Origin of the sequence: Hydrogenovibrio sp. 3SP14C1 (genome assembly GCF_029625905.1) — a bacterium.
Lineage (GTDB): Bacteria > Pseudomonadota > Gammaproteobacteria > Thiomicrospirales > Thiomicrospiraceae > Hydrogenovibrio.
Window position 1 is genome coordinate 58,164 of the sequence record NZ_JARTLM010000010.1, and the last position, 19,223, is coordinate 77,386.

17 protein-coding genes are annotated in these 19,223 nt (G+C 44.5%); 8 read left to right on the plus strand and 9 right to left on the minus strand.

Annotated elements, in window-relative coordinates; translation table 11 throughout:
* The 4 genes from P8629_RS09500 to P8629_RS09515 all read left to right on the plus strand — a co-directional run bounded on the left by P8629_RS09500 (nucleotide 1) and on the right by P8629_RS09515 (nucleotide 5,039).
* Complete coding sequence (locus P8629_RS09500; RefSeq protein ID WP_278165895.1) at nucleotides 1–1,359, plus strand: sigma-54-dependent transcriptional regulator; 1,359 nt, start codon at nucleotides 1–3, stop codon at nucleotides 1,357–1,359.
* A 204-nt stretch (nucleotides 1,360–1,563) separates the two neighbouring features.
* Entirely contained in the window at nucleotides 1,564–2,961 is a 1,398-nt protein-coding gene (trkA, locus tag P8629_RS09505) for a Trk system potassium transporter TrkA (RefSeq protein ID WP_278165896.1), read from the plus strand.
* Nucleotides 2,962–2,982: 21 nt separating this feature from the next.
* Complete coding sequence (locus P8629_RS09510; RefSeq protein WP_278165897.1) at nucleotides 2,983–4,434, plus strand: TrkH family potassium uptake protein; 1,452 nt, start codon at nucleotides 2,983–2,985, stop codon at nucleotides 4,432–4,434.
* A complete protein-coding gene (locus tag P8629_RS09515; RefSeq protein ID WP_278165898.1) occupies nucleotides 4,434–5,039 on the plus strand; it encodes a class I SAM-dependent methyltransferase in 606 nt (201 codons plus the stop codon). Before P8629_RS09510 ends, P8629_RS09515 begins: the two co-directional genes overlap by 1 nt.
* Nucleotides 5,040–5,079: 40 nt before the next feature.
* On the opposite strand, the gene thpR is transcribed toward P8629_RS09515, so the two are convergent.
* The 6 genes from thpR to P8629_RS09545 all read right to left on the minus strand — a co-directional run bounded on the left by thpR (nucleotide 5,080) and on the right by P8629_RS09545 (nucleotide 10,015).
* Nucleotides 5,080–5,637: an RNA 2',3'-cyclic phosphodiesterase gene (thpR, locus tag P8629_RS09520; protein WP_278165899.1), complete on the minus strand. Its 558-nt coding sequence runs from the start codon at nucleotides 5,635–5,637 to the stop codon at nucleotides 5,080–5,082.
* Nucleotides 5,638–5,677: 40 nt separating this feature from the next.
* Complete coding sequence (locus P8629_RS09525; RefSeq protein ID WP_278165900.1) at nucleotides 5,678–6,592, minus strand: lysophospholipid acyltransferase family protein; 915 nt, start codon at nucleotides 6,590–6,592, stop codon at nucleotides 5,678–5,680.
* 5 nt (nucleotides 6,593–6,597) lie between these two features.
* On the minus strand, nucleotides 6,598–7,437 hold the full coding sequence (locus tag P8629_RS09530; protein WP_278165901.1) for an ATP-binding protein: 840 nt from the start codon (nucleotides 7,435–7,437) through the stop codon (nucleotides 6,598–6,600).
* Between the two features lie 81 nt (nucleotides 7,438–7,518).
* Nucleotides 7,519–8,160: an MOSC domain-containing protein gene (locus P8629_RS09535; protein ID WP_278165902.1), complete on the minus strand. Its 642-nt coding sequence runs from the start codon at nucleotides 8,158–8,160 to the stop codon at nucleotides 7,519–7,521.
* A 34-nt stretch (nucleotides 8,161–8,194) separates the two neighbouring features.
* Nucleotides 8,195–8,971, minus strand: coding sequence for a heme ABC transporter ATP-binding protein (locus tag P8629_RS09540; protein WP_278165903.1), 777 nt, complete (start codon nucleotides 8,969–8,971; stop codon nucleotides 8,195–8,197).
* Nucleotides 8,972–8,983: 12 nt separating this feature from the next.
* The gene (locus tag P8629_RS09545) at nucleotides 8,984–10,015 is read right to left on the minus strand and encodes a FecCD family ABC transporter permease (protein ID WP_278165904.1); all 1,032 of its coding nucleotides are present in this window, start codon (nucleotides 10,013–10,015) and stop codon (nucleotides 8,984–8,986) included.
* 109 nt (nucleotides 10,016–10,124) lie between these two features.
* On the opposite strand from P8629_RS09545, the gene P8629_RS09550 reads away from it, so the two are divergent.
* The 3 genes from P8629_RS09550 (at nucleotide 10,125) to P8629_RS09560 (ending at nucleotide 12,333) form a co-directional block, all read left to right on the plus strand.
* Nucleotides 10,125–10,640: a HugZ family pyridoxamine 5'-phosphate oxidase gene (locus tag P8629_RS09550; protein ID WP_278165905.1), complete on the plus strand. Its 516-nt coding sequence runs from the start codon at nucleotides 10,125–10,127 to the stop codon at nucleotides 10,638–10,640.
* A gap of 90 nt (nucleotides 10,641–10,730) precedes the next feature.
* The gene (locus tag P8629_RS09555; RefSeq protein ID WP_278165906.1) at nucleotides 10,731–11,234 is read left to right on the plus strand and encodes a ferritin; all 504 of its coding nucleotides are present in this window, start codon (nucleotides 10,731–10,733) and stop codon (nucleotides 11,232–11,234) included.
* Between the two features lie 271 nt (nucleotides 11,235–11,505).
* The gene (locus tag P8629_RS09560) at nucleotides 11,506–12,333 is read left to right on the plus strand and encodes a DUF3616 domain-containing protein (protein WP_278165965.1); all 828 of its coding nucleotides are present in this window, start codon (nucleotides 11,506–11,508) and stop codon (nucleotides 12,331–12,333) included.
* A gap of 6 nt (nucleotides 12,334–12,339) precedes the next feature.
* Here P8629_RS09560 and P8629_RS09565 read toward each other — a convergent pair whose 3' ends face one another.
* From P8629_RS09565 to trmA, 3 genes are read right to left on the minus strand one after another with little or no spacing between them, the layout of a single operon-like run.
* Nucleotides 12,340–13,299 (minus strand): lipid A deacylase LpxR family protein, encoded by a 960-nt coding sequence (locus P8629_RS09565; RefSeq protein WP_278165907.1) that lies wholly within the window; start codon nucleotides 13,297–13,299, stop codon nucleotides 12,340–12,342.
* A gap of 11 nt (nucleotides 13,300–13,310) precedes the next feature.
* A complete protein-coding gene (locus P8629_RS09570) occupies nucleotides 13,311–14,075 on the minus strand; it encodes a sulfite exporter TauE/SafE family protein (RefSeq protein ID WP_278165908.1) in 765 nt (254 codons plus the stop codon).
* Nucleotides 14,072–15,196 (minus strand): tRNA (uridine(54)-C5)-methyltransferase TrmA, encoded by a 1,125-nt coding sequence (gene trmA, locus P8629_RS09575; protein ID WP_278165909.1) that lies wholly within the window; start codon nucleotides 15,194–15,196, stop codon nucleotides 14,072–14,074. The genes P8629_RS09570 and trmA overlap by 4 nt, the downstream gene beginning before the upstream one ends.
* A 286-nt stretch (nucleotides 15,197–15,482) precedes the next feature.
* Here trmA and metH point away from each other — a divergent pair, with 286 nt between their 5' ends.
* Nucleotides 15,483–19,202: a methionine synthase gene (metH, locus tag P8629_RS09580; protein WP_278165910.1), complete on the plus strand. Its 3,720-nt coding sequence runs from the start codon at nucleotides 15,483–15,485 to the stop codon at nucleotides 19,200–19,202.
* Nucleotides 19,203–19,223 lie beyond the last annotated feature (21 nt).

A 19,223-nucleotide genomic window follows, 5' to 3' on the forward strand; every position in this document is an offset into this window, starting at 1 on the left:
ATGAAACCAGGCAAATTACTGATCGTTGATGATGAAAAAGACATTCGTAGCCTCATGCAAGAAATTTTTTCTGAAGAAGGTTATGAGGTTATGGTGGCCGCCAATGGGCAGCAAGCTCAAGCTATTTGGCGCGATAAAGCGCCCGATTTAATTTTTCTAGACATATGGATGCCTGACATTGATGGTATTTCGCTTCTCAAAGAAATGATGGCCGAAAATGTGCTTGATCACAGCAGCGTCATTATGATGTCAGGGCATGGCACGATTGAGACGGCCATTGAAGCCACCAAACTCGGCGCGTATGATTTTTTAGAAAAGCCCTTGTCACTCGCGAAGCTTTTGATTACCGCTGAACGAGCAATGGAGCACCTCCACCTCCATAGTGAAAACCGTCACTTAAAACAGAAATTGCCGGATCAAATTTTACCGATTGGAAAAAGCAAACTGATTGTAGAGTTAAGAGATTCCATAAATCGGCTTGCCAAATATTCCATGCCAATTCTGGTCAAGGGTGAACCGGGCACGGGAAAGCATCGCTTGGCAGAAGCCATTCACAAATTAAGCGAACGCAAAGAACAGTCTTTATTCGAAATTCATGCCCCTGACTTTGATGAACAAGAAGAACTTATTCTTGGTTTAGAAACCGAACAAAACACCTTTCCTGGAGAGTTAATCCATGCATCTGGTGGGACTTTAGTCATTTCAGATGTCGAACAGCTCAGTACAAAAGGTCAGAATTTTTTCAGCCAGCTTTTATTCGACCAGTCTTTTGTTCGTCCCGGTTCCAATAAAAAAATTGCGTTAGACGTCCGAATCATTGCCTTAACAAAAGTGGGGTTAGAAGATTTAGCAAACAGTGGCCACTTTCGTAACGATTTATTTCAGCGTTTGAATGTCATGCCTTTGGAAATCCCTTCTTTACGCCAGCACACAGAAGACATTCCCGATTTGATTGATTATTTTTTGGATTACTTTCTCATGCATGAAGGACTGGAATACCGTGAATTTAATGTCGCTGCTAAAAATGTACTTCGGCAATACAGTTGGCCTGGAAACTACCGAGAACTGCAAAATCTGGTCCAACGTCTTCTGATTCTCGGAGAAGGAGAAGTCAATGATGACGAAATTCGCCGTGCACTCGAAAGCACCAAAAATGCCGATACAGTGTCTTTTTCCAGTATTAATACCTCCGTTAATTTAAAACAGGCCAAAGAACAATTTGAAGCAGCTTATTTGAGCCAACTACTCCGTGAAACCGGAGGGAATGTTACAGAAACGGCTAAATTATCAGGCGTTGAAAGAACCAATTTATATCGTAAACTAAAAGCACTCAAAATTGACCCGAAAAACCCGAAATAACTGAACCGCCTCATGCCACGACTTCTAAAGGTATAATCGGTTGTGATAAAAGCAAGAATTAGGGTTAATTTCAGGCTTAATACAGCGTAGAATACATAGCAGTAATATATGAACATGCAATCAATTGGTTACTTGGAAAGTGCAGGTAACACCATTTAAAATGCTTAGACAGCTTTTTAAGGAAAATTTAAATAACGCGCCCTTATGAACATAATTATTCTTGGTGCCGGACAAGTCGGTACATCCCTTGCAGAACTGCTTGCCATCGAAAACAATGATGTCACAGTGGTTGACCTTGATCGAATCAACCTTCAACGGTTACAAGATCGATTGGACATTCGAACGGTGAATGGTCATGCCTCTAATCCAGACGTCTTAAACCAGGCCGGCTTGGAAGAAGCCGACATGCTGATCGCAGCCACGCATGAAGATGACACCAATATCGTCGCGTGTCAGCTTGCTCAGATCATGCATAAAACGCCCACTAAAATTGCACGCGTGAGAAGCCAAAGCTACTTAAACCACCCCGAGTTGTTTGACCGAGAGCAAAATACGGACGCGATCCCTATCAATGTTTTAATCAGCCCTGAAACGCTGGTTAAAAACTATATCCTGCAACTGATTAACTACCCCGGTTCTCTTCAGGTCGTTGATTTTTCAGAAGGAAAAGTTCGATTGGTCGCCATTCGAGCCCACTCTGGCGGGATGATTGTTGGCAAAAAAATCCGGGAAATCAAACATCATTTACCCGATGGGGTACAACATCGGATCGTTGCGATTTACCGCCGAGATGAAATTGTCATTCCCACCGGCAATGTCACCATTCAGGTCGGCGATGAGGTTTTCTTTCTAGCCGAGCCTTCCAATATTCCTAAAATTGTTCAAGAATTAAGACGTGATAAACTTCGTCCTTCTAGAAACATCATGATCGCGGGAGGGGGGAACATTGGCTTCAACCTTGCCAAAGAGTTGGAAAAAGAGCATCAGGTAAAAATTATCGACCACAACATGACGCAAGCACGGAAAATCTCTGAACAGCTTGAGCAAGCCATTGTGATCCGAGGGGATGTCTCCGATAAATCCTTGCTCATTGAAGAAAACATTGATGAAATCGATTTATTTTTAGCACTGACGAATTCCGATGAAGCCAATATTATTTCCGGCATGCTGGCAAAAAAACTAGGTGTTCGTCGTGTCATTGCCTTGGTGAACAATCAATCTTATGTGGATTTAATTCAACTGAACAGTATCGATGTGGCCATCTCAGCCGACCAGATCACCACCAGTCGTTTACTGCACTACATGCGTCAAGGTGATACTGTCAAAGCGTTTACATTACGCCGAGGTGCGGCAGAAGCCATGGAAGTGATTGTGCATGGGAGTGAAAATTCTTCTGCCATTATTGGTAAAACCATTGGTGAAATTCAATGGCCAACCAGCATCACCATAGGGTGCATTGTGCGTGAAAATGAAGTCCTGTTTTCGCACCGGGATCTAACGATTGAAGCAGAAGACCACGTCATCCTTTTCTTGAATGACCCGAGCCAGGCAGCACAAATAACAGAGCTCTTTACCCCAAAGGAAAAGAAAAGTTGGTTTTAATTTTTAAGCAGTCCCGACCGTATGCACCCTAAAATTATTTTAAAAGTTCTGGGCATTTTATTAATGGTTTTCAGTTTAACGCTGATTCCACCGATTATCATTGCTTTAATTTATCAAGATGGTGGTATGTCAGACTTTGCATTGTCTGCCATTGGGCTCTTTATTGCCGGCTTTTCACTGTGGCTCCCCTCACGCAAAGAGCATCATGATTTAAAAATTCGAGACGGTTTTTTAATTGTCGTTATCTTTTGGACAGCCTTAGGCTTTGCCGGTGCCATTCCGATGTATTTTGCAACTGGCATCAACTTATCTTTGTCGGATGCTATTTTTGAATCCTTTTCGGGTTTGACAACCACCGGGGCCACGGTTATCAACGGCTTGGATAACCTACCGCATGCGATTCTATGGTATCGCCAACAGTTGCAATGGCTCGGTGGGATGGGAATAATTGTATTGGCGGTGGCCATTTTACCCATGCTGGGCATTGGGGGGATGCAGCTCTATCGTGCAGAAACCCCCGGCCCGATAAAAGATAATAAACTCGCACCGCGGATTTCGGAAACCGCCAAATCTCTCTGGTATATTTATCTGGGCATTACCACAGCTTGCGCTGTCAGCTTCTGGGTAGCCGGCATGAACTGGTTTGATGCGATTGGCCATAGTTTTTCGACCGTCGCCATCGGTGGATTCTCTACCCATGATGCCAGCATAGGCCACTTTGACAGTGTGCATATCGAAGTCATTACGATGATTTTCATGTACATTGCAGGCATCAATTTTGCTCTACATTTCACGGCTTTTCGTCACATGACCGTCCAGCGTTATTTGTCCGACCCGGAATACAAGGTTTATACGCTAATCTTGCTGGGGGGCATCCTCATTGTCAGCACCTATCTTTATAGCTCGCATACCTATGCCAGTTGGGAAGACGCTTTACGCTTCGGCAGCTTTCAAGTCATGTCAATTGCCACGACAGCCGGCTTTGCCAGTGCCGATTTTAGCAGTTGGCCGGCCTTTCTACCGATTTTCCTGATTTTAATGAGTTACATTGGCGGCTCAGCCTATTCCACCGGGGGCGGCATGAAAGTCATTCGAATCATGCTGTTGTTCAAACAAGGGCTACGAGAAGTGCATAAACTTCTCCACCCGAATGCGCTGATGCCAGTCAAGCTTAGCGGCAAACCCGTCTCGGAGAAAATTATGGCCGCTGTTTGGGGGTTCTTTTCGTTGTATGTGTTTATCGTGGTCTTGGCAACGCTCTTGTTAATGGCTATGGAGCTGGATCCTTTAACGGCTTTTTCCGCCGTTACCGCCACCATCACCAATTTAGGTCCCGGGCTGGGCGAAGTGGCGGCTAATTTTTCAGAGCTTTCCGATCCAGCCAAATTGATACTCTCCTTTCTAATGGTATTGGGACGTCTGGAATTATTCACCATACTGGTGCTGTTCACAGCTGCTTTCTGGAGAAAATAATGTCCCTTTCATTATCTGAAAAATGGGATCAGAAGTATGCCGATGTCGATCCCAAAAAACCCGTGCGCCCTGCATGGGCATTGAAACAACATCTTCACCAATTGCCTCTCACAGGGAAGGCACTTGATCTGGCCTGTGGCTTAGGGGGCAACGCGCGTTTTTTGGCGCAATGCGGCCTCACGGTGGATGCTTGGGATATTTCCGATACCGCGCTCACTCACCTCAATAATTGGGCGGCCGTGAATCGGTTACCCATTACCCCGACCATCTGTGATTTTGAACAAATGCTATTTCCTTATCAGCAATACGATGTGATCGTGGTCAGTCGATACTTAAATCGAAACCTCTGGCCTCAGATTGCACAGGCATTGAGACCCAATGGCAAAATATTGATCCAAACTTTTTTAGCACCGGTTCAGGAAAATGCACCAAGCAATCCGCATTTTTATCTTCAGACAGGTGAGTTGAGCCAACTGCCACAAACACAGCCTAGTTGGCGCGATTTTGAGATCAATGTTTATGGAGAAGGCTGGCTTGCAGATAATACCTCTAGCAAAAATCGCTATGCTTGGTTAATCGCGACTAAACCACCCGCTCAATCTTAATCGAGTGATTCAACCTTCGATTAGGTGAGTTAGAAAGATTTTAATCATAAGTATCTAATAGCTGACTCGCCAAAAGCTTATATTGATGGCGGCCGCGCCCTTGAGCACTTTCATAAAGATTCAGTCGATCCACACGCAACCAGGCCTGATCAAGAGGAACCTCTAACTCAGGAAAAGCGTCTTGCTCCCCTTGCCATTTACCTAAAGTGATATGAGGTCGGAATGCACGCTTTTCTTTGGGGATTTCAAAAGAGCGTAATTGGTCTTCTATTTCTCGAACCAGAGATTGTAAAAGCAGCGTTGCATCGAAAGTGGCGACAATAAAAGGACCCGACTTGGCTTGCGGAAACCCTTTAATCGCAAGAGCCTCTGCGTCAAAATAACTCATGCCTTCAGCAAACCAGTTTTGCATCGCTGTTTCAATAGATTTTGCCTGATCTGACGTTATTTCACCTAAGAATTTTAACGTCAAATGCCAATTTTCTTCTGGTACCCAATGCACAAGTGATGTCCAAGGTTGTGATTTTAACGTTTTAAGCTGACTCAGTAATACTTGCTTAAGAGTTTCGTTAACAGGCACCGCAAAGAAAGTTCGCATCGTTAACCTCAAACATACCTAAAACAGCCAGGCCTGGCTATTATTTTGTTTTTTTATACACATCTTCAACCCCTTCCGGAGGGTGTTTATAACGTTTGTAATTCCATTGATACTGAGTAGGAAGCGCTCTGGCACACTGTTCAACTCCGTGATTCAAGGCTGTTGTTGCCACCAGTTCATCTTGAGCAGCAACGTTTTCATCCGCTGGTATGAAATGAATATCATACCCTTGTCCTTTAGGCAGTCGTTTGGCATAAGCGAAAAACACAGCGCATTTCGACTTTGACGCCAGTTTGGACACCAACACCATTGTTCGCGCAGGATGTCCAAAAAAAGGTGCATAGGTACTACCATTTTTTCCGGGATCCTGGTCCGGTAATATCCCAATCATTTCATTTTTACGCAATGCTTGGCGCAAGGCTTTTACGCCGGATAAATCGGTGGGAACTAACGTGGAACCCGACCTTTCTCTAACTTGTCGCATAAAGTCTTCAATGGACGGCAGGTTGGGTGGGCGGTAAAGCGTTGTCATCGGATAGTGGCGGGAAAGATAAATGCCCATCACTTCCCAGGCCCCAATGTGCGGCGATAAAATAATAACCCCTTTCTCTTGTTGAAAAGCCTCATCAACCAGATGGGCGCCTTGCACCGACTGAATGAGGTCAAACACTCGCTTCGCATCCCATAACCATATAGGACCGAGTTCTGTTGTGGTTTTCCCCAGTTCAAGCAAACTTTGCTTTAAATACGTTTGCTGATCAGCCTCAGGCAGCTCTGGAAAAGCGATTTTTAAATTAATCTCAGAAATTCGTTTGGGCGATGATGGCAGCCACCACAATAAATAACCAATGGCTTTTCCCATCGCGTGATTAACAGGCAAAGACCACCAAGAAAAAAACTTCAGCAACCCAATAAAAAGCTTACCTTGCCATTTCTGTTGAGATTGATTCGTCATAACGCCTACTTCAAATCTGCCTTGCCAGCATGATTATCATCTGCCACCAACGGTTGCATGGCACGCCACAAGTTGGCATACAAATGTTGATTATGCTTTTCTTGTTCAAGCAAAAGCTCTTTCATACGCTGACGCTCTTGGGGTTTGGAATAACAGGCCGGACAATTATCTGGGATAATCGGAAGTTCTGCCATTTCTGAAAATGCTCTCGTCTGACTTTCTCGAACACGAACCAGCGGTCGAATAATACGAATATCTTTTTCGTTGTTTAAATAGTGAGCCTTCATAGTTCGAAGCTCTCCAGCATTGAACGCCGACATCAACAAACTCTCAGCCAGATCATCCAGGTGTTGCGCCAAAGCCAAAACGTTATAGCCTTCACGACGGCAAACCGTATAGAGTTTACCGCGCTTATGGCGTGCACAGAAACTACAGAAAGAATCGCCTTTCATATGGGCATCGGCTAAGGCCACCAAATCTTCTGATTCATAAAAGTATGGAACCTCCATCGAGGCAACCCATTCTTTCAAGGGTGATGGATCAAACCCTGGAATTTCAGGATCAATCGTGCAGGCAGCCAATTCAAACTTGACCGGCGAATGGCGCTGTAAATGTTTTAAAACAACCAATAAAGCCATGGAGTCTTTACCACCAGATAACCCCAGTAAAATACGATCTCCTTCTCGGATCATCTGATACTGAGCTACGGCTCGACCCACCAACTTTAAGATCGACTTAGGCGGCTTAATCCAATCTTTTTTCTTTTTCGATACGTTCACAACCTCACTGGCAATTTCTTCAACCAGTGCGTTTGCATTTTCGGGGAACTGTTCAATCTTTGACATGAAATACTTTGGTTCTTTATTTAAAAACGATGACACATATTTTACACGCTCACCGTTTTAACAGGCAATTAATACCCGACTTCAGTCGTCTTTAAACCTGCGAGTCAATGTTTGCCTAATGGATTGACTCCAGGAATCCGATAAGGCGGGATTTTCCAATGCCTCTTGCAAAACAGCATAATCATCCATGCTAGAAGCATTGAATTTAGCCAAAAATAAAGTCTGAATATTTTCGCCCTGCCCAGTTTTAAGGTGTTTAACAGGCATTGAAGCTTGAATTTCTCCAGCTGCCAGCACACGACAACAAAACCCAACTCGACCTGAAAAACTATAATTTTTTACAAATAGTTGTGACCCATTCATTTCGCCTAATTTCCAACAAGGAGAGCGAGGTTGAGTCACTTCTAATATCACATCATCGATTTGAAACCGATCCCCGACTTTCACTTGGCTTTCATCCACCTCGGAAAGAGAAATGTTTTCTCCCAAGAAACCAAAGGCATGCTGACTGACGCCGTGAAGGACATAGTTTGCAGTCGGAATGATTAATACCGCTTTATCCTCTCCGCCGTGATTTTTGAGGTCGGCCTGATGATCGCCTTCCAAACCCTTTTCAGTCACTAACACAGCTGTGTCAAGTGGTGTTTTATGAATACCTGATCGCGTTCCACCTCGCCATGGATAAGACTGAACTTGGCCGACATTTACCGAAACAACTTGCATGATATTCTCCTAAAGTCTTTTTAAGGTATAGAGATTAAGCCGGAACAATCATTGGCCAGCCCTTTGGATGGGGTAAAACTTGAACAGGAAAATCATACAGCTCTTCTATCTTGGATGGTATCAGCATGCTTTCAACCGACCCTTGATCTAATACTTTTCCCTGTTTTAACAATACTAAGTGATCTGCATATTGCGCCGCTAAATTCATATCATGCAACACCACTACAACCCCCATTTGATAGGTATTCGCTAATTTTTTGACCACTTCAAATACCTGATGTTGATGAGCAAAATCTAAATTCGAGGTGCATTCATCTAACAACAAATAACGCGGTGCGTCGGCCTGGGCAACGGGGGTTAGTAATTGAGCAACCACCCGAGCTAACTGCACTCGTTGCTGTTCTCCGCCGGATAACGTTTGATAATCGCGCTGCTTCAATGTCTCAATGCCAAACAACGCCAGGGCTTCATCCACTCGCAGTTGTTTATCGAATTGCCGTGGGATTTGCCACAGTCCCATTTCAACCAGTTCAGAAACTAAAAAGGCAAAATCCATTTGCACACGTTGAGGCATAACGGCCCTCGACATGGCCAACGCTTGCGAGGTATAAGAATCTAAGTTTTTTCCGTTTAAAAATACGTGCTGTTTCGCTTCACTTACATCGCCACTTAAGCAATGCAAAAGTGTCGATTTTCCAGCTCCATTTGCTCCTAAAATAGCGACAACCAGCCCTGGAGAAATCTCAACGGACACATCCGATAAGATACGATGCCCTTGCCGTTCAACACACAGTTTTTTCGCTGTTAACATAGCATCCCCCCCTTAAAGACCGACTCGTGAACGACGTTGTAACAACAACCACAAAAAGAAAGGGCCTCCAATAGCGGACATCACAATACCGATCGGAATTTCTGCAGGAGAAAGCAAGGTCCGCGCTAACAAATCCGACACCACAACGAGCATCGCCCCCATCAAGGCACTGCCAGGGAATAACCAGCGATGATCCGGCCCCAATAGCAACCGGATTAAATGAGGTGCAACCAAGCCGACAAACCCGATAATGCCACTGACAGAGACCGACGCGCCAACGGCTAAAGCACTCAACCCAATGACACCCCACTTCAATCGTTTAACTTGAAATCCCATGTGAGCGGAAACCGCTTCCCCCATCGAAAACGCATTCAATCCTCGAGCAAAATAAGGTAACAGAAGCACCGCGGCTAATATTGGCACAAACGCCATTGTTAAATCTGACCAAGTCGCACCAGAAATTGATCCCATTGTCCAAAAGGTTAAGTTTCGGAGTGCTTCATCTGTTGCCAAATAGGTTAAAAGCCCCGTTGCTGAAGCCGCAATCGCATTCACCGCTACACCAGTCAACAACATCAAACCAACGTCCGTATGGTCATTCCGGGTGGCAACTCGATAAATAATCCAGGTTACCAACAGTCCACCTAAAAAAGCCGCCACTGGCACCGAAGCCCCCTGTAATAATCCGACCCACCCCACCAACAGGGAGTGCCCAAGCACAATCACAGTGACGGCAGCTAACGCGGCACCACTGGACACCCCGACCAAAGCAGGATCGGCCAAAGGATTCCGAAACAATCCTTGCATAGCTGCACCAGCAACGCCTAACCCCGCACCAACCAGCATGCCTAATAAAATACGTGGTAGCCGTATTTCAGAAATCACCAGTGCGGTTTGTGCCGAATCAGATAAACCAAAAAGGGTCTTCAAAACATCAAAGGACGATATCTCAATCGGCCCAATACTGAGAGCATAAGTGCCCATCACAACCAACAATATACCCAATCCCGACAACACGGAAAAGGGTCGATAGCGCCTATTCAAAATAGAGAACTCTTTTTCATTGAAATTAAAAACTATTCTACTCTTTTACACCCCTAATAGAATCCTCTATCATAGAGTTGCTTTTACTTTATTATGCTCAGGAAAGCTTATGCCGCAACCCAAATTTCCCAAATGGTCTAAAACCACTTATCAAAGTTGTGCTGCTTTAATACAATCCCAGCAAAGCCTTCTACTATCAACTCTTGGTGAATTACAAACCCCGAATGCGAGTTATGCTCCCTTTATTCAATATCAAGAAGCCTTCTATATCTTTGTTTCTGGGTTAGCCGAACACACACAAAACTTATTGAATCATCCGCAAGCCAGTTTATTGATAATGGAAGGAGAAAAAGAAGCCGGAAATATTTTTGCACGACAACGCATCCAACTCCAAGTCAACGCTTTTTTTATTTCAAGAGAAGACGCACATTGGGAATCTAGACTGGAGGCATTTGAATCCAAATTCGGAGACCTTATCCTGACCTTAAAAGCTCTACCTGACTTTCACTTATTCCAACTTTCTCCTATATCCGGTCGATATATCAAAGGCTTTGGACAAGCCTACCCCTTGGCCTCTAACGAACTAAAAACCTTATTTTCTTTAGTAAATCAAAGTGTTAATTAAGTTTGAATTCCGTCTATTGTCTCCTCTATAATGAAGTTAACTTTATTTCAATTCTGAAATAATTCTTAACGCAAAAAAACAGGAGGCTACATGATGCTTAAACCTGAGATTGCAACCCTACTAAATAAACAAGTCAATGCTGAATATTATGCATCCAGCGTTTACCTCCAACTCAGCGCCTGGTGCGAAAATGCGGGATTAGAAGGTGCGGCCCTTTTCTTCCGGGGCCACAGCATGGAAGAGCGCACGCATATGGATAAGGTTTTTGATTATATGTCCGAGTGTAGTCTTCCCGTTAAGATTGGAGCCATTGAAGAACCACCGAGTGAATTCGACAACTTAATGGATGTTATTAATGCCGCCTATCAGCATGAATTAAAAGTCACTGAGATGATTAATCATCTTGCAAAAACGGCTTTTGAGTTACAGGACTATACGACTTTTAACTTCATTGAATGGTTTATTGCTGAACAGCACGAAGAAGAAGTGCTTTTTGGAAAAATCATCAGTAAAGCGGAAATGCTTGGATTCACAGGACAACCTGGGCAGCAATTACATATTATGGATAATTATTTACGCTTTATTAAAGGCTAACCCAACCCGCTCAGCACCATACAAAAGGGTGCTGAGTTCTTTCCTTTTATACTCATACAATGTCACACCTTTTATTGTATTCACACTATAATCTTAATCATGATTGATATGAATGCGACCGAAAAGGCTTTTTAAGATGACTCCCCCTAACCTAGTTATTTGCTTAATACTCGGGCTGCTCATTCCCTGCTTAAGTTCAGCTTCACCTGCTAACATTGACTCTATTTTCATCAAAGGGAAACTTTCCATCGATCCTAACAATATCAGTGGTATGGTAATAACAGATGACTTCATGGCTCTCGCAACAGATGAAGGAACAGCCATTCAAATTTTACCGCGCCAAAAGCATCAGTTCATTGCGCGGACAAGTAATAGAATCGTCCTCTCATCAGGAAAAGACGAGTTGGATATTGAAGGGTTAGCCTGGCAGGAACCTTACTTGTATGCTGTTGGCTCACATTCTAAAAAACGAAAAAAAATCAAAGCCGATTTTTCTAATAAAAAGAACCTTAAACGCCTCAGTCAGATTCATGACGAACCGGCGCGCAACCAACTATTTCGAGTCCGGCTGGATGATCAACTGAAAGTGCGTCAAATAGAGTCGCTCTCATTGATGCTGATTATAAAAAGTTTCCCACTTCTCAGTCCTTTTACGGCGCTTCCTAGCAAAGAAAATGGTGTCGATATTGAAGGTATTGCCGTACGTGGAAACCACTTATTCATTGGTTTCAGAGGGCCGGTTTTAAGAGGTGACTTAGTACCCATCTTAAAATTGAAAATGAACGATAAAAAATTCGCGGTACAAGCGTCTAAATTAAAGTTGGTCAACCTTGGTGGACTGGGTATTCGAGACATGATGACCTTTGAAGGAACCGTCTACCTGCTATCCGGCCCCGTCAATCATTTACCTAATGATTACCATATCCATGCATGGGATGGCAAAACGCAATTAACAATGCTACCGAAATTAAAAACCGTCCCCCATTCTATTGGAAAGCCAGAATCCCTAGTCGTCAAACGACGTTCAAAACAGTCCGATTTAATTTTTTGGATTGGACAAGATGGTCTTTATAACGGTGGTATTCAATCCTTTAATTAAAAGGCGCTACACCGGAAAAGAAATAATCAATGATGCAAAACGGAAAATGTCCTCCGTTTGCTCTCGATAAAACTTACCAAAAGAACTGCCAGAAAATACCACTGAAACCTCATTATAAACAAAGCCAGCGCCATACTGCACCGATGGAATCAAATCATTTGCGGGTTTCAGTGAAGTTTTTTCATCGACAAATAAACGTCCATCTCGAAAAGCGTTGTAGGCTTCATATCGAGCCGAGGCATCAACAAAAATCAACCAACCAAATCCTTTTTCCGGAGCGACAATATGATTTAAGCGGTTAAAACTCATTACCGCTTTCATATCAACACCGTATTGCATACCGACTCCGGCTGCGGCATAAATTTGGGGCGACCCGACCACGCCAGATAAAGAATGCACAAGCCTGAAGCGTTCATCTTTTGTGGTAAAAACAGTATGTCTATTTTCAAATCCAACTTGCAGTGTCGGTTGATCAGGCACTTGTCTATCCCAACCTGAAGCGTTGTCATTTCCAATTACCTGATGAATGGCATTTTGAATTTGTCGCCCACCGCTACTCGGGCCAATCCAACCGGCTCGAAAATCGAGAATGGATTGATTCTTTCCATACCAATAAAAGCGACGCCAGTCGACATGAGTCCAAGCGGAGTTGCTGACGGTTTCATTGCCGTGTTCGGTTTTTTGTTGCAACGTATAAAGCTCCGTACCCACCGTTAATTGGTCGGCTTGCTTGTAACCGGCAATGTTTTTATCCGGCAAAAGTCCTTCAAAAGGGGAAATCAATGCATCAACGAGCGCAATTTGATCGTCTGTCCAGCGAACTACAAAGCCGCCGGTATACTGTCGATCGGTACCAAATACAACGTCATTATCTAACTGAACAGTGATTTGACCGGCAGAGACTGAAGAAGCCATCAGGCCTGTACTGATAAAAGTTAACGAGACAATGAGCGTGCGCCAGATCATCAGCATCCTTTCTAGAAAAGGGATGGCATATTTTTGTATAAAATATACGCCCCCATTATGACCAAGAAAATCGCAAAGATGCGCTTCAGCATCGCTTGATCAACACGGCTACTCACACGATGACCGAGCCACCCCCCTACAATACCAATGGCAGAGAACATACCAATAATATGCCAGTCAATCGACAAAGACAGCGACTCCAAAACATGCAGATATTCATAAAACCCGACAAAAGATTTAGCGGCAATAATCACCAAACTGGTTCCAACCGCCAAACGCATGGACAAACCACCGAGCAATACCAATGCGGGAATAATCAGAAAACCACCGCCGACACCAACCAGCCCTGTCACGGCACCTACTGCTAACCCATCTAAAGCAATTTTATAAATAGCACGTTGTTGCGTTGAATCCTCTCCATCAAGCTTCACCGGTCTAAACATCAGGTAAGCGGCTGACAACAATAACGCGGCAAAAATTAACATTTGCACAGCGCTTGAAACATAATGCGCGCCCCAAGCTCCCATAAAGGCACCTAACATACCAGGAATCCCAAAAATAAAGACCGTTCGCCATTTCACCAACCCTTGTCTAGCATACGGCAGTGCCGAAAAGACACTGATGATACCAACAATCATCAAGGAGCCAGCAATAGCGACTTTTGGGTCTTGACCCACCACATAAACCAAGACGGGCACCGTTAAAATAGAACCACCAGAGCCTAATAAACCAAGACTTAAACCAATAAAGAGCGCACCAATCCAAGCTAAAATCATTTGGGTTTCCTTTTTAAAAATACACCGCTTTCAATATGATGAGTATAAGGGAACTGGTCAAATAAAGCTGTTTCCATCACTTCATGCGTTCGTTTAATTGCTTCCAGGTCAACTGCCAAGGTCTCTGGGTTACAAGAGATATAGATAATATACTCAAATTCGGTCACCATTTGGCGAGTCAAATCATCAAGCCCTGAACGTGGCGGATCGACAAAAATCGTATTAAAGTCATAAGCCTTTAAATCAATATCTTTTAATCGAAAAAACGATGTTCCTTGCAACGCGGCTGAAATTTCTTCGGCTGCCATTTTCACAACCGTCACATTCTCGACCTGATTGGCATCCATATTGAACTGCGCCGATGCCACGGAAGTTCTGGAAATCTCGGTGGCCAATACACGATGAAACCGATCTGACAAGGCAATTGAAAAATGACCATTCCCGCAATAGAGTTCGATAAGATCTTTTTGTCGGTCGGGATTTGCTTTCGCCGCCATTTTGCGAGCCCAATGCAACATATTCTGAGCCATTTTGGCATTCGGTTGAGTAAAACTGTTTTCAATCTGCTGGTAAGTAAAGATTTGATCATCTACCTGAAGTTTTTCGACAACATAGTCCTTATCCAAGCAAATCTTTTGTTTACGGGCGCGACCAATCACATGAGTAATCGGCAACCGATCTCGCAAAGCATTCGCCGCTCCAACCCAAGCAACATCATCCTCAACCCCCGTATCGGTTTTTTCTTGTAAGGATTTTCGATAAATTAACGTCACCAGCATTTCGCCGCTCAGTGTTGCTAAGAAATCCACTTGAAATAATTTCTGTCTTAAAACAGGGATTTGTTCAATGTCAGTCATCAATTTAGGCATTAACGTTGCAATCGACTCCAACGCCATAGGACAGTTTTGGATAATCACTTTTTCTTTGCTGGTTTGATCAAACATAATGTAATTGGATTGATCACCTTCATGCCACACCCTAAACTCGGCGCGAGCACGATAATGTTCTGGGTCAGAAGCAAATGCTTCAAAATTCGGTAAATCCCCCAGCAACTGCTCTAAACGGTGGTTTTTTTCCGCGAATTGCTCCGCGTAAGTCTCAGGATAGGTTTGGCACAACATGGCTTATGATTTCTTATCGTTATAAAAGGCGTGACATTAACGGCAAATTATAACAAACCCCACCGCAACAATAAATCGACTAAAGCATTTATCCCAACGCTGTCGCCAGCAACAAACCAAAACAGACACCCGATGATGACGTTATTTCCCTTAAAAATAACCAGGCCTGGGCATTTTTTCCAAAAAACCTTAATAAAAGCAGAGGATTTAAGCCTTCGACTCCTTATGATGCGCTGGTTTGAATTATGTTAAAATATCGCTTTTTCATTGCCTTAGAAGAAGTGTTATGTCCGAATTTGAAAATCGCCCAACCAGAATTGCTCAATTAAGAAGTTTACTCAGCCAGCGTATCGTGGTGCTGGATGGAGCAATGGGGACGATGGTTCAAGACCTAAAACTCAGCGAAGAAGACTTTCGCGGAGAACGCTTTTCCGACTATCACATGGATATCAAGGGCAATAATGATATCTTGGCCATGACACAGCCCACAATGATTCGGGATATTCACTTGGCGTTTTTACGCCAAGGGGCAGACATCATTGAAACGAATTCTTTCAATGCCACCACCATTGCTCAAGCCGACTATGACATGCAGGACATCGTCACCGAACTTAATATCGCCGCGGCAACCGTCGCCCGAGAAGCTTGTGAAATCGCTGAAAAAGAAGATGGAAAGCCCCGTTTCGTGGCCGGCGTGCTGGGACCAACAAATCGAACTGCCTCGATTTCACCAGACGTAAATGATCCTGGTAAACGAAACACCCATTTTGACGAGTTAGTGACTGCTTACAAGCAAGCCACACATGCCCTATTAGAAGGGGGCACCGATGTTATCCTGATCGAAACTATTTTTGATACTCTGAATGCCAAAGCCGCTATTTTTGCGGTAAAGGACGTTGAGGAAGAAATCGGTTACGAAGTACCCATTATGCTTTCCGGCACAATCACCGATGCCTCTGGCCGCACTCTTTCAGGGCAAACCACCGAAGCGTTTTATAACGCCATTGCTCATGCCCAGCCTTTATCAATTGGTTTAAATTGTGCCTTAGGGCCACAAGAACTTCGTCAGTATGTAGAAGAACTTAGCCGTGTCTGCGAGACCTATGTTTCCGTGCATCCAAATGCCGGCCTTCCGAACGAATTTGGAGAGTACGATGAAACTCCTGAGCAAATGGCGCACGAAATTGCCATTTGGGCTGAAAAAGGCTGGTTAAATATAATCGGTGGTTGTTGCGGCACCACGCCAGATCATGTCGAAGCCATGGCGAACGCTGCATTAGCGCACCCTGCCCGTGCCTTGCCTAAAATTGCGCCTGCTTGCCGTTTATCCGGTCTGGAGCCACTCAACATAGATGACAATAGTTTGTTTGTAAATGTTGGGGAGCGTAATAATGTCACTGGATCCGCTAAATTCAAGCGCTTGATTATCGAAGAAAACTACAACGAAGCCATTGATATTGCGGTGAAACAAGTGGAAGACGGCGCTCAAATCATCGATGTCAATATGGATGAAGGGATGTTGGACGCAAAAGCCTGTATGGTGAAATTTTTGAACCTGCTGGCTTCCGAGCCTGAAGCCTCTCGTGTTCCGATTATGATTGACTCCTCTAAATGGGAGGTGATTGAAGCCGGCTTAAAATGCATCCAAGGCAAAGGCGTAGTGAATTCCATTTCGTTGAAGGAAGGTGAAGACGCCTTTATCCAGCAAGCCAAGCTGGTCAAAAAATATGGCGCCGCGGCCATTGTGATGGCTTTTGACGAAGACGGCCAGGCCGACACCCTAAAGCGAAAAATTGAAATTTGTGAACGTTCTTATAATGTTCTGACGCAAAAAGTGGGCTTTTTACCCCAAGACATCATTTTTGATCCTAACATCTTCGCCGTCGCGACCGGGATTGAAGAGCATAATAACTATGGTCTGGACTTTATCAATGCGGTCACCTGGATCAAACACAACCTGCCTTATGCGAAAATTTCCGGTGGGGTGTCCAATGTCTCTTTCTCTTTCCGTGGCAATAACCCGGTACGAGAAGCCATTCACTCGGTCTTTTTATACTATGCCATCAAAGAAGGCATGGATATGGGGATCGTGAATGCCGGCCAAATGGCGATTTATGACGATCTGCCGGAAAAACTGCGTGTGGCGGTTGAGGACGTCATCCTCAATAAAGACCCTGACACGGGAGAACGTTTATTGGAAGTGGCTGAAGAATACCGAGGCGACGGTCAAGCCGCTTCCAAAGTCACCGATACCGCTTGGCGCGAAACCACTGTTGAAAAACGATTGGAACATTCTTTGGTGAAAGGCATCACTGACTACATTGAAGCCGATACTGAAGAAGCCTATCAAAAGCTAGGCGCACCGATTAACGTGATTGAAGGACCATTAATGGACGGCATGAATGTCGTTGGCGATTTATTCGGCTCCGGGAAGATGTTTCTCCCTCAGGTGGTAAAATCGGCACGCGTCATGAAGCGCGCGGTGGCATACCTTGATCCGTATCTGGAAGCGGAAAAATCAGCCGGACAGGTTCAGGGGAAAATTGTCATGGCCACCGTTAAGGGCGATGTACACGATATCGGTAAAAACATTGTCGGCGTCGTGCTGCAATGTAATAACTTCGAAGTCATCGACTTGGGGGTCATGGTGCCTGCTGAAAAAATCCTCGACACCGCCATTGAACAAAATGCCAATGTCATCGGGCTATCAGGCCTCATCACCCCTTCTCTCGAAGAGATGGTCAATGTCGCCAAACTGATGCAGGAACGCGGCATGAACCTTCCTTTATTAATTGGCGGTGCCACTACATCCAAAGCACATACAGCCGTCAAAATCGAACCTCAGTATGATCACCCAGTGGTTTATGTAAAGGATGCCTCTCGTGCCGTTGGGGTCGCACAAAGCTTAATTTCAAATGATTTGAAAGAAACGTTTGCCGCTAAAATCAAAGCCGACTATGAACAAGTCCGAGAAGAACGTAAGGCTCGCGCCAAGCAGGTTAAACGTATCCCGATTAAGCAAGCTCGATTGAATCCGGCGTTAAATGACCAGGCCTGGGAGAATTACACACCGGTTAAGCCAAGCTTCCTCGGCACCAAAGTGCTTGAGAACTTCCCTTTGGAAAGACTGCTTGAACGCTTTGACTGGTCACCGTTCTTCCAATCCTGGGAACTGCATGGCCTTTATCCGAGAATTTTAGATGACAAAGTGGTGGGAGAAGAAGCGCGCAAAGTGTTTGCCGATGCCCAAGCATTACTGAAAACCATTATTGATGAAAAATGGCTGACGGCCAAAGCCGTGTATGGATTCTACCCCGCCAACCGCGTTGGGGATGATATCGAAGTCTACACAGATGAAAGTCGAACTGAAGTGCTTCATACCTTCCATCATTTACGTCAACAAGCCGAGAAAAAGCGTGGCGGTGCCAACAACTGTCTTTCAGACTTTATCGCACCCAAAGAAAGCGGTGTCGCGGACTATATTGGTTTCTTTGCGGTCACGGCGGGTATTGGTATTGAAGAACATATTACGCGCTTTGAGAAAGAATATGATGACTATCATTCCATTATGCTGAAAGCACTCGCGGATCGATTTGCTGAAGCCTTTGCCGAAACGTTGCATGAAATTGTTCGTAAGGAAGATTGGGGCTATGCGCCCGATGAACAGCTTGAAAACGAAGACATCATTCGTGAACGCTATCAAGGTATTCGCCCAGCCGCTGGTTACCCTGCCTGCCCGGATCATACCGAAAAAGGCATTCTCTGGGATTTAATCAAACCGGATGAGGCAATCGGATTGGAAATCACTGAAAGTTTTGCCATGACACCGACTGCCGCCGTTTCAGGAACCTATTTTGCCCACCCAGAATCGCGTTATTTCGGCGTCGGATCAATTGGTCGAGATCAAGTGGAAGACTATGCCGTTCGCAAAGGCTGGTCGATTGAAGAAGCCGAAAAATGGCTGGCACCGAACTTAGGGTACGATCCTGAAGATTTTGCGAACTAATTCGGTTATCCTCGGAAACCA

Coding starts and splice junctions, on each gene's coding strand:
- P8629_RS09500 (WP_278165895.1), top strand. CDS start 1: ATGAAACCAGGCAAATTACTGATCGTTGATGATGAAAAAGACATTCGT.
- trkA (WP_278165896.1), top strand. CDS start 1,564: ATGAACATAATTATTCTTGGTGCCGGACAAGTCGGTACATCCCTTGCA.
- P8629_RS09510 (WP_278165897.1), top strand. CDS start 2,983: ATGCACCCTAAAATTATTTTAAAAGTTCTGGGCATTTTATTAATGGTT.
- P8629_RS09515 (WP_278165898.1), top strand. CDS start 4,434: ATGTCCCTTTCATTATCTGAAAAATGGGATCAGAAGTATGCCGATGTC.
- thpR (WP_278165899.1), bottom strand. CDS start 5,637: ATGCGAACTTTCTTTGCGGTGCCTGTTAACGAAACTCTTAAGCAAGTA.
- P8629_RS09525 (WP_278165900.1), bottom strand. CDS start 6,592: ATGACGAATCAATCTCAACAGAAATGGCAAGGTAAGCTTTTTATTGGG.
- P8629_RS09530 (WP_278165901.1), bottom strand. CDS start 7,437: ATGTCAAAGATTGAACAGTTCCCCGAAAATGCAAACGCACTGGTTGAA.
- P8629_RS09535 (WP_278165902.1), bottom strand. CDS start 8,160: ATGCAAGTTGTTTCGGTAAATGTCGGCCAAGTTCAGTCTTATCCATGG.
- P8629_RS09540 (WP_278165903.1), bottom strand. CDS start 8,971: ATGTTAACAGCGAAAAAACTGTGTGTTGAACGGCAAGGGCATCGTATC.
- P8629_RS09550 (WP_278165905.1), top strand. CDS start 10,125: ATGCCGCAACCCAAATTTCCCAAATGGTCTAAAACCACTTATCAAAGT.
- P8629_RS09555 (WP_278165906.1), top strand. CDS start 10,731: ATGATGCTTAAACCTGAGATTGCAACCCTACTAAATAAACAAGTCAAT.
- P8629_RS09560 (WP_278165965.1), top strand. CDS start 11,506: ATGGTAATAACAGATGACTTCATGGCTCTCGCAACAGATGAAGGAACA.
- P8629_RS09565 (WP_278165907.1), bottom strand. CDS start 13,299: ATGATCTGGCGCACGCTCATTGTCTCGTTAACTTTTATCAGTACAGGC.
- P8629_RS09570 (WP_278165908.1), bottom strand. CDS start 14,075: ATGATTTTAGCTTGGATTGGTGCGCTCTTTATTGGTTTAAGTCTTGGT.
- trmA (WP_278165909.1), bottom strand. CDS start 15,196: ATGTTGTGCCAAACCTATCCTGAGACTTACGCGGAGCAATTCGCGGAA.
- metH (WP_278165910.1), top strand. CDS start 15,483: ATGTCCGAATTTGAAAATCGCCCAACCAGAATTGCTCAATTAAGAAGT.